Below are 10,123 nucleotides of genomic sequence, written 5' to 3'. Positions count from 1 at the left end.
TTTGCAACACTAAGATAAGTGAAAATTCTGACATGGCAAAATCCTGGGCAACTTTTTGTTGCTCAGGAACTTATAAATAAAGTTAAATTATAGTGTTGCGGAATTAAGGGTTTTGTATTCATCCTTGGTGTTCTTGATATCCACCTTGCCGATGCACTGGCCGTTAACCCCATCAAGACGGATTTCGATGCTGCCGCCAAACATGTGGCAAGAGGCAGAAACCTCAAACTTACTTGCACCCTTCCTGAAGTCAACACCCTTCACGAGGATATACTCATCCTCATCAATATTCGTAACCACCTGGTTCCATCTGTCCTTCTGCGCCCATTCGTTCTTAGGCTGCGTCTTCAATCCATAGCCCCAAGCCATCGTCTCAGCCTCAACCTTTCGATAAGGGTTGAACCATTCTATCTGCTCCAACTTGCAATCCTGGAAGTATGGCAACTCCTGGATGGTTCCGTCAGGATTGTAAGTCATTTCGGCCGCAGAAACAGAACGCTGCTCGGCATGACGCCCCGTCTTCAAACGGAAGATGTCATAATTCAAGCCGAAGCAATAGCTCTTGCCCTTATAGTCGATGATGCCCGGATGATTGCCACGAGTACGAGGCGTATGGTTCATGATATGTCCCTTATATTCCCACGGTCCGAGCGGATTCTTGCTCATCGCATAACCGATGCCCTCAGGACAGCAGGTAGAAGCATAAGCCAGATAATAATTGCCATTGCGCTTCCAGAGCCAAGGACCTTCCTGATAATCCTGAATCTTCGGGAAGTGCATGATGGAATCGGAATAAGAAATCATGTCCTCGTTCAGTTTCACTGCCTTCAACTCCGGGTTGCCCCAATACATGTAAGCCTGGTTATCATCATCAATCCATACGGTAGGGTCGATGTCGAACCAGTCGCCCTCCCATGCCAGAGGCTTTCCGATAGGATCCTTGAAAGGTCCGAATGGACTATCTGCTACCAGCACTCCGATGCCATGACCGTGGATAGGGCAATACATATACCATTTGCCATTGCGCTCGATGACCTGCTCTGCCCAGGCACCATTCTCGCCCTTGAACCACTTGAAGTCTTTCAATGAAGCTACGGCACCGCGGTCTTGCCAGTTTACCATATCCGTTGAGGTATAGAGCAGCCAGTCTTTCATCAGGAAGCCCTCAGCCCCATCCTCATCGTGGGTGGTATAGAGATAAACCGTATCGTTGTGCACATAAGGTGCAGGATCGGCCGTGTACTTGGTCTGGATGATTGGCAAGTTGATGTTCTGTGCTGTTGCTGCAGTTCCCATGCCAGCCAAAAGCAGGGATAAAATCATTCTGTATCTGGTCATTTTATGATTTAAATTAATTATTAGTATATTAAAATTGTTATTTGTGGTTGCAAAGGTAAGCCAAAAAACTGAATTCTACTTTTTCACATGTTTCAAATAGTTTATATGATGTAACACTTATATCTGTAGCTTTACTGTCTTTCTGTCATATTCCACACTCTTGCTTGCCAGCATAGGCTGATTGCCTGCACTGCTATCAGCATCCAACAAGAAAAAAATGAGGATGTGTCATGGACTTATGACACACCCTCATTTTTTAGCAGGAATATTTTACCCAATCCAATACGATAGTCTTATCTTCATCAATCATAAAGTTCATACCAATCTTTTCCACGTTTTTGCCTTTTAGGGCAAAAGCATCAGCATAATGCTTGTTGTTGATTTGGTCAAGAGCCTCTTGTGCCGACTTATTAAATTTCAGTTCTATCACATAGATGGTATCCTTTGTTTCCATCGTAATGTCTGTTCTTATACCGAGACTTAAAATCTCTTTTATGAAATATAGGAGTAGAAAAAGAATACTGAAAAAATAAAGTCGCTGATTATTAGCCCAATACATGATTTTTAACAGTTTTTTCTTTTTCAGACCTTTTTTTTTATGCCATTACTTTATATAATATTTACTATCAAATCGAGTGCCCTCTTTTTCTATCTCCTTCCCAACCATAGAATAGAGCATCTTTCGAATCTCTTTCATATCTATATCAGGAATGCGCTCTGCTATATCAGATATTTTACTCAAAGGATGCACACGGAGATCTTCCATAATTAGTGCCTTAAGAACATGTGGTTCTATAGTCTTCAAACTAGTAACAATGTTAGATTTTGCATTTTTCAGCAAAGTTGTATTGATTTGGAAAAATGATCCTTTCTTGACGCCACCTTTCGTTATCAGATTGCTTTTGTCTAAGTTATCGATATAGCTTCTCAATCGTTTTTCTGCAGATAGCTGGAGGATTTTAGATAAATCAGTTGCGGCAATGCGTTTCTCTCTGGCTATGATGCCGAAAGCTATCTTGTTCTTTTGGGAAAGCTGATAATTATGGTCAACATAATCCATCAGGCGAACAACTTCTTTATCCGTACTGTTCGCCAATTTCCATATCATCGAGCTGCTTGATATGCTGCTTCACTCTATCAGATTGGCGTATATCATTAGCGAATTTTGAGAGATTCGTCTTATTCTCATCTTCCAACTCAAACTGTGTTGGTACAAGTTCCCATTGGAAAGCTCCTTTCTCTTCTCCAACACGTTGGATATCCTCACTACGAACCGGCTTACATTTGTCAGCGACACGGATATACATCTTGCCATCAGAAGTGGTGGCATATGAATGGAGTGAAGGGAATACTGTGATGGCAAAGTACTGGCTGCCAGTTTCGTCTGCACATACGTCGCCTACTGCAAGACCAACATTGAAACAAAGTCCACGCAATCTTGTAACGGCACTATTTGCCTCTTCTTGCGATATAACTTGATTGGGAGCAGGCTTCTTGGTCTTGTCTTCTACGCCAATCATAATTTGTCCACCTTGTGCATTGGCTAAAGCCACACAAGTAGTGGAGAGCTCCTTGAATCCTTTCTCTCCTGTTCGAATCTTTTGCAGACTCTTGTATTCTATCTTTTGTTGCTCTGTATTCATGTTTACTTGTTAATCTTTAAACAGATACAAAGATAATATTTTTCTTTGAGAATAGGGAATATATTCAGGAGGAAAATGTATTTTCTTTGTGATTTTTTTAGTTTAGGGCGAAAACCTCTATGTATGGGGCTAAACTAAATGAAAGTATGTGAAATGAAGCCTTACTTTTGGCAATCACTATAGATAGGCATCGACCACATACGTGAAAAAAGTTTTTTAGCGAAAAAAGTTATACGTGTGCGAAAAGAAGGATTAATTGCACTGAGCAGAGTGCAATTTCGTATTTAATTTGTATATTTGCACCCATTAAGAACAATATGGATGCTCTATTGATAGATAATCCTTTATAATAGAAAAGATGACCCCGCGTTTTGCGAGGTCATCTTTTTTTATTTACTCAGTTCCTTGATGATTTTCTCCAGATTGTCAAGCTGGCGGGCATCCACTTTCACATCTACCAGATTTCCCTCCTTGTCGAAGAGGCGATAGGATGGGAAGGAGTGAATGTTGAGATAGTTCTCGATGGCACTCTGCTGAGGCGCTGGCAAATTGTAGTGGGCGATATTGTCGCCAACCAGATCATTCAGTTTGATGATATTTTTCCATGACTCTTCAGGACTGTTGCTTGCCATGTATAGATATACCACATCGTATGGCGCCAGGCGTTCGAACTCTTCCTTCGAATGGGCTAGAGCCTCCTTGCAAGGGGCACACCAGGTTCCCCAGACATCCAGCAATACAAGCTTTCCCTTATAAGGTTCCAATATATGGCGAAGAAGTTTCTCCCCATCGCTCATACCCTGAGGAGCTGTCTTGAGACTAGCTGTTATATCCCTGTTCTGCAAAGACAGGTACTTACGGTGTTCTGCCAATACTTTCTCCCTGAGAACTTCAGAACTGATGCTGTGTTCTGCCAGGTCAAGACCATAACTATTGAGTGGCATGGCTAGTCTTTCCAACATCTGAAGAAGGGCTTTGGTGATGATGACATCTTTCTGCTGCTGGCTGCATCCCATGCTATCAGCTATATGCTGGGCATAATATACATCGATGAGAGGAGTCTCATCCTTAAGCATCTTGGCAATATCTTCTCTACCAATGATAGCCGTAGCGCGCTTGTCAAGGACTGAGTTGGAAAAAGCTTTTACTATTTTCTCCTGCTCCTTGGCATCTGTCGTCTGATATTGCTTGATAGTCATGGCATCCAGGTCCTTGGCCCATTGTTCCACCATAGCAATTTCTGAATCGGTTATCGCAATATCCCCCTGAGCCTTGTGCTTTCTCAACAGTTCCGGATAATAATTGGTGAACAAGAATCCATAGGTCTTCCCCATGGGTGTACTGTACTTTAACCTTGCTTCCTGGTCGATGAGATCTTTAGTCAGCATATTATAGTCACGAAACTGAGTATAAGGCTGCGGAATCTCCTTCCATATTTTTTTCACTTGGCTCACATATTCCTGAGGGAAAACATTGTCTTTTACTCTATATGCTCCTTGTAAGATATCCGTAGCATAAATGCAGAGAAGGTATTGAGCCGCATACTCCTGATAACATCTGGAAATAGATGCCGATTTTTCTATCTGTTTCCGTAAGTTCCCTTCAGCCTCCTTATATCTGGATTCAAGAATCTGCATCATCTCCTGGGCTGGAACCTTATTCCCAGACTTACCTGCATAGTCTGCGTTAATCATTGGGATAGGATGCGCCAGCAGTTCGTTTTGCAAGCGGCAGTTCTTACCCATGAAGATGGAATGTCCAGACTTGAAGTCATAGAGCAGATAATAGGTCTCACCTGGCTCCAACACCGTGTTGATATAAGTATGTTTCCAGTCCATGAAAACCTCGGTAGAGTTGATGAGGGGTACTTTGATCTCAAATCTGCCAGGTGAATCGAGCTTGCTACAATTGCTCACTTCCTTGAATGTGGAAAAGAGATCATAATACTGCACACTATACTCCTGCCCTCTATCCCAAAATTCCTTAGGCATATTTCTGAGCCATCCCACAACAATAGCCGTATCGGGCTTGTTATGAGTATCCTTCAGACTTGTGGTCTCATCTTTCTGCGGATAATCCGGAAGGGTGGAAGTGGTAATGAGCGAATATTCTGCTTTCTTGCCGTTGATGCTCATCGTGCGCTTGCCATGTTGAGGTTTGTCGATGTTGACAGCCAGGTCGCTCTTGCCATCGGTAAGGATGAAAGAGTACTTGTCGCCCTTCTGATTCTTCTGCTTGTATTGCCAGTAACGGCAGTCGTAAATGGCGAAATCATCGTAGAATCCTATCTCCCAATCGCCGGTCGCATCGTTTCGCCAAAGCGAGGAGAAGAGCTGTTTGATGCGGGTATCGATATTCTCGATGCCAAATATCTTGAAGTTCTGTTTGCCGTCACCTTCCAGGAAGTCAAACTTTCGGGTCTTCTTGGGGAGCGGTGCGAAGTGGAAGACCACATCCTCCCTGCCAGAGCCAGGCATATAGTGTTCCTCGTCAAGTTTCAGTCCATCACAGCTCTTGACGAGATATTTCTTGCCATCAGCAAGAAGATAGGTTTCCTTCACAAACTTTACCCAATAGTGTGGGCGAAAAGTGATGTGCATGAACACTCTTGTTTCATCATCTGCGAATTCCACACGATAGATGTTGAGTTGAGATTGGAAAGGATCATAAAATAGCTGGTTCGATTCAGCTATCGGCTGTTCCCAGACAATAGTTTTCTTGCCATTCCCTGCCCAGCAAGTGCAGAGCCAGATGGCTGCGATAAGTACACAAAGGATTCTTTTCATAATTCGATTATTTTATTGGATCGATACTATTGAAAGCAGTATATATTAATTAGTATAACGTTACTTAAGTTAAGTTTCGCAAGTAAGCCCCACACGCCCTGAATCAACGGTCACCGGCCGAAGGGAAAGGTAAAGGGCAGAAGCTCCTAGCCCAGGGCCTTCAGCCCGTACTTGAACCACATGCGAAACTTCAGTAAAGTCCATGCAAATTACCATTCACACATCGTAGCCTTAAATTTGATTCCATTTAAGATTCTATCAAATTTTCTTTCCTCTGTTGGAATTACATTAAAATAACAAACTCTGAAACTAGAATATGTATCACGCCTCCATTTAAGACCTTTCTTGTCCATACCTTTTTCTATAAGATGCTTATCCTTCAACGATGTCGAAGGCTTAAAATCATCTATAGGAGTTTTCATTAAAGGACCTTGCAATATCAATAAGACACCGCCACTTCTAAATGAAAAAGCATAAACAACTCCTTCCTCATAATATTCTATCTGGCGTTTTACTCCCTGTTCCATAGACAAATCGACTTGAACAGCATGCAAATTCAACGTTTCTTTTGTGTATTTATGACTAGCACAAGAATAAAACACCCCCATACTAATCATTAGCCAACCATTAACGATTATTCTTTTCATAATTATCTATAGCTTGTTGTTCAACAATATTTATCTGCTCTTCTAATTCTGTATTATTCTTACCAAAAACCGGATAAGAAACAACTTGATTGAAATAAGGATCAAACTCTTTAACATATCCTACGACTCCAAAAGTATGACTAGGTTCTATTGATGGATTTTTCTGCTTTAATTCATAAAAATAGGCATGTCCGTACAAGTTGCCAAGTACATCATACTCTATATTACTGATGCCCTTGTTCAAATCCTTGACCAATGCGCCATTGGCATCATAGAAATACTCCACGTCCGCATTTGCTCCATCCTTGAAATCAAAGGAACCATTATAGAGTAAGCTACCAGCCTTATCGCTGATTGCCTTTATTTGGTTTCCGTTGTATGAGTACGTCAAGTCATCAATGAGACCAAACGTCCCATTGTTCTTCTTGCCATATCGCTGCAAACGCTCAATACTGCCGTTGGCGGAATAAGACAGAACATTCTCTGAATAACGATTCTTGTTCTGGTTCATATCCTCACCCTCCGCATAGGTGGATTCCTCCAAGCGGTTCAAGCCATCATAGGCAAAGTCGTAACCACGGAGCACATGGTCCTTGCCTGATTGCCATTGCAAACGACTGATGTTTCCATTGAAGCATGGGTATGCTCCTGTGGTTTCGTACCATAGATTCTGAGAGAATCTATCAGATTTCATCTCTTTCAGCCAATTGCGGATATTGTAGGCATAGTTTACGACACCCACATTGCCGCTTCGCTTCAAGGAGACCAGTCTTCCGATGTCATCATAACTATATGACGCCACCTTTCTTGTTACATTTCCGGCACTTAATGTCATTGTCTCTATTTTGTTATTATATTTGTTATACTTTTTTATGTTGAGTAACATTCATACTAATATCAAAATATTGCAAAATTACTCGCCTATCAGTTCGTCTTTTTTTACAACAGGCATTACCAATGTATCAGGTTGGTTATTAACATTGACTTTACCATTTTCTTCCTCATACAGCTTTGCTTTCATTGTATAAGTAACAAAAGAATCAGAACTCATCATCACAGTATCCTTACCATCCATTAATGGTATCGTATCTTGCTTACAGTAAACAAAATCAGTTACAAATCCTTCTTGATTGGTACTGTCAAGCATATAAATGTTACGATTACTAAACATTTTATATATATATCTCTTTTTTATAAATTTATCATGAGGCGGAAATAAAAGACCTTTATAAAATGGACCAACCCAATATCCATTGGTTTTTTGTTTCCAAATAGGTATATAGCTAGAATTTATAATTAGATATGATGCATAATTCAGTGAATCTGTTTCTAAATCGCAAAGAATTTTATCAAATACATTGTCCCTACACCCCATTAATAGAACAGAAAGAATAAAGATTACAATTTTTATATACATTCTCATTTTATTATTGGCTTTAATTTAAAAATTTCTTTTGATAATTTAATATTACCTTTTAGTAATTTTCCCAAAGATTTTTGTCCCCAGTTTAAAGGATAAACTTCTACCACATGGTTACTTTTTACTCCTCGAATAAGGTAAAGCACATTATCATGCCCCATGACAAAAACAGGCATGCTAAAATAGTTCTTTGATAAACCTGCATCTCCATAGGTATTGCCAACATAATAAGATGGTTCTGCGGAAGTGAAACGGTTCTGATGACTATGTATTTGGGCTTTTACAGTATAACGTCCTAATTTATTTGAAAGGATTCGCCCTTGAAAAGAATATCCTTCATAAGCATTCAGCTTTGTCGTCGAAGCGTCATTTTTATAATCAGGCAATACTAACACTTTGTTGTTTTGCAACAAGAAGCCTCCAACTTCACGCTTCTTATAATTTGCTTTTTGCCATATATAGTTATATGCCTGAGTTTCATTTGCAAACATAACACTACCATCATTATTATAAGTAGCTAAATTACTTCCCTTGCCTATGGTAAAAGAACTACCCATATATATTTGCCCTTTCTTCAAGTCCTTACCAGAGTGCACGTCTGGCGAATACAAGTAAAGCCCATTTTCTTGATACCAATCCAAGCCATCTATATCGAGATACAATACGGGATTATTTCCACAATACAAATATGGACTTAAAGAATAATATTTACTAAACAAAGGATCCTTTCTATCCCAAAACAAGCCAGCCGCATCATACATTCTTGCACCATGGTCATACCAGTCCAAACCATACATATGGTCGAATTCCTTACCAATGTATTTGCTTTTCTGGATTTCTGCATTGTATGACAAATCACCATATACACCTCCGAATGGATAGTAATGGTTTACCTGCTCTATTGCACCTTTCTCGTTTACAACCATTCTTACGCTGCCAAGATGGTCCTTCTCGTAATAAAGGAAGGTTGGATTCTGATTATTATCAAAAGAGCAATAGCCGCCATCGAAGAGATACTTGTCTAACTTTCCATCCTCAAAAACGAAGTTACCTATGTAGTCGGTCGTATTCGTTACGGCTGATTCATGGGTGGTTCTCAGCTTGTTTCCTGCTGCATCATAGATATATCTTGTCTTGAAGCCATTAGAGAAAGTGATGCACTTCAAGTTACCAAGAATATCATACTCTATATTGCTGATGCCCTTGTTCAAGTCCTTTATCAAAGCACCGTTAGTATCATAGAAATACTCCACGTCAGCATTAGCTCCATCCTTGAAATCAAAGGAACCATCATAGGCAAAGTCGTAACCACGGAGCACATGGTCTTTGCTTGATTGCCATTGCATGCGGCTGATGTTAGCTATAGCTTGGATTCCACAGGCATCAAGCATCTGCCTCTCAAGAATATAATTCTTGGTAGGACTCAGAGCCACTGACATCAAGCTAAAAACAGACAATAACATCAAAACTAAAACTTCTTTTTCCATAACGTACGATATTATTATCCAACTATTGCAAACAATTTCATATTGCCATTTAAGACTTAATTTTTATTCTTCCAAAACTCGCATGCACTCCCATTCTACTACTAAAGAATCATACATGCAAGTAACCTTATTCTCTTCGACACTAGTTATAAAACTTGAAATATATTTATTAATATCTGATTCTTTACAAACTATCATATGCCGTGAAACATAACTTTTTATCTTTTCAAAAGGGATATTCGAAGAGATTATAGTAAACTTAAACCTTTTCATAGGATATACAATTTTTATAAATGTCTGAGGAAAGATAAAAGAATATGGCTCTCCACAATTTATCACATTATCATATGCCCAACAAGATAACGAAAAATCGCCATAACGACGATAGCACTTTCTATATAACACTTCTTCAAAATTCATTTTTCCAAATCATCCTCTGTAAAAAGAATTACAATTGGTTCCATGTTACTATTCACGACATCAAAAGACACACATCTTATCGTATCACGATCTAACGTTCCATGAGCAACATAATAAACTTGCTCATGGTATTCTAAACTATATGTGAGCAAAAAATACCCAAAAAACACAAACAACGCCAAAATTCTTTTCATTTAGCAAAATTTTTAACAGTTTCTTTTCTAGCCTTAATTGAACACTCTTTAAGATATCAATACTGCGTTAAATTAACATTTAATCGTCTGTAAATCAATAACTTATATTAAGAAATGCTTATGAAAACTTAACTATAAAAAGTTGGTCAAGTCGCTGATTTTCAGTAACTTTGCAAATCACGACAAAC

At 39.6% G+C, this 10,123-nt stretch carries 9 protein-coding genes; all 9 read right to left on the bottom strand.

What is annotated here, in order from left to right; genetic code table 11:
- Window positions 1-87 precede the first annotated feature (87 nt).
- The gene (locus tag ACTQ16_RS16200; RefSeq protein WP_441938460.1) at window positions 88-1,338 is read right to left on the bottom strand and encodes a glycoside hydrolase family 43 protein; all 1,251 of its coding nucleotides are present in this window, start codon (window positions 1,336-1,338) and stop codon (window positions 88-90) included.
- 256 nt (window positions 1,339-1,594) lie between these two features.
- Window positions 1,595-1,897 carry a PD-(D/E)XK nuclease domain-containing protein gene (locus ACTQ16_RS16195; protein ID WP_441938459.1) on the bottom strand — a complete coding sequence of 101 codons (303 nt, stop codon included), beginning with the start codon at window positions 1,895-1,897 and terminating at the stop codon, window positions 1,595-1,597.
- Between the two features lie 45 nt (window positions 1,898-1,942).
- Window positions 1,943-2,446, bottom strand: a complete 504-nt coding sequence (locus tag ACTQ16_RS16190) for a hypothetical protein (protein WP_441938457.1) — start codon at window positions 2,444-2,446, stop codon at window positions 1,943-1,945.
- Window positions 2,415-2,981, bottom strand: coding sequence for an AlbA family DNA-binding domain-containing protein (locus tag ACTQ16_RS16185; RefSeq protein ID WP_441938456.1), 567 nt, complete (start codon window positions 2,979-2,981; stop codon window positions 2,415-2,417). Before ACTQ16_RS16185 ends, ACTQ16_RS16190 begins: the two co-directional genes overlap by 32 nt.
- 389 nt (window positions 2,982-3,370) lie before the next feature.
- On the bottom strand, window positions 3,371-5,767 hold the full coding sequence (locus ACTQ16_RS16180) for a TlpA family protein disulfide reductase (RefSeq protein WP_441938454.1): 2,397 nt from the start codon (window positions 5,765-5,767) through the stop codon (window positions 3,371-3,373).
- 209 nt (window positions 5,768-5,976) lie between these two features.
- Window positions 5,977-6,414 (bottom strand): hypothetical protein, encoded by a 438-nt coding sequence (locus ACTQ16_RS16175; RefSeq protein ID WP_217762200.1) that lies wholly within the window; start codon window positions 6,412-6,414, stop codon window positions 5,977-5,979.
- A complete protein-coding gene (locus tag ACTQ16_RS16170) occupies window positions 6,395-7,249 on the bottom strand; it encodes a hypothetical protein (protein ID WP_441938452.1) in 855 nt (284 codons plus the stop codon). The genes ACTQ16_RS16175 and ACTQ16_RS16170 overlap by 20 nt, the downstream gene beginning before the upstream one ends.
- Before the next feature lie 78 nt (window positions 7,250-7,327).
- A complete protein-coding gene (locus ACTQ16_RS16165; protein WP_264906478.1) occupies window positions 7,328-7,831 on the bottom strand; it encodes a hypothetical protein in 504 nt (167 codons plus the stop codon).
- A gap of 2 nt (window positions 7,832-7,833) precedes the next feature.
- Window positions 7,834-9,321 (bottom strand): RHS repeat domain-containing protein, encoded by a 1,488-nt coding sequence (locus tag ACTQ16_RS16160; protein WP_441938450.1) that lies wholly within the window; start codon window positions 9,319-9,321, stop codon window positions 7,834-7,836.
- Window positions 9,322-10,123: the final 802 nt, after the last annotated feature.

This window comes from Prevotella sp. LCP21S3_D2 (genome assembly GCF_052118345.1).
Classification (GTDB): Bacteria; Bacteroidota; Bacteroidia; order Bacteroidales; family Bacteroidaceae; genus Prevotella.
The sequence above is the reverse complement of the archived record's forward strand: the minus strand, read 5'-3'. Positions and strand labels throughout refer to the sequence as shown.

Coding starts and splice junctions, on each gene's coding strand:
- ACTQ16_RS16200 (WP_441938460.1), bottom strand. CDS start 1,338: ATGACCAGATACAGAATGATTTTATCCCTGCTTTTGGCTGGCATGGGA.
- ACTQ16_RS16195 (WP_441938459.1), bottom strand. CDS start 1,897: ATGTATTGGGCTAATAATCAGCGACTTTATTTTTTCAGTATTCTTTTT.
- ACTQ16_RS16190 (WP_441938457.1), bottom strand. CDS start 2,446: ATGATATGGAAATTGGCGAACAGTACGGATAAAGAAGTTGTTCGCCTG.
- ACTQ16_RS16185 (WP_441938456.1), bottom strand. CDS start 2,981: ATGAATACAGAGCAACAAAAGATAGAATACAAGAGTCTGCAAAAGATT.
- ACTQ16_RS16180 (WP_441938454.1), bottom strand. CDS start 5,767: ATGAAAAGAATCCTTTGTGTACTTATCGCAGCCATCTGGCTCTGCACT.
- ACTQ16_RS16175 (WP_217762200.1), bottom strand. CDS start 6,414: ATGAAAAGAATAATCGTTAATGGTTGGCTAATGATTAGTATGGGGGTG.
- ACTQ16_RS16170 (WP_441938452.1), bottom strand. CDS start 7,249: ATGACATTAAGTGCCGGAAATGTAACAAGAAAGGTGGCGTCATATAGT.
- ACTQ16_RS16165 (WP_264906478.1), bottom strand. CDS start 7,831: ATGTATATAAAAATTGTAATCTTTATTCTTTCTGTTCTATTAATGGGG.
- ACTQ16_RS16160 (WP_441938450.1), bottom strand. CDS start 9,321: ATGGAAAAAGAAGTTTTAGTTTTGATGTTATTGTCTGTTTTTAGCTTG.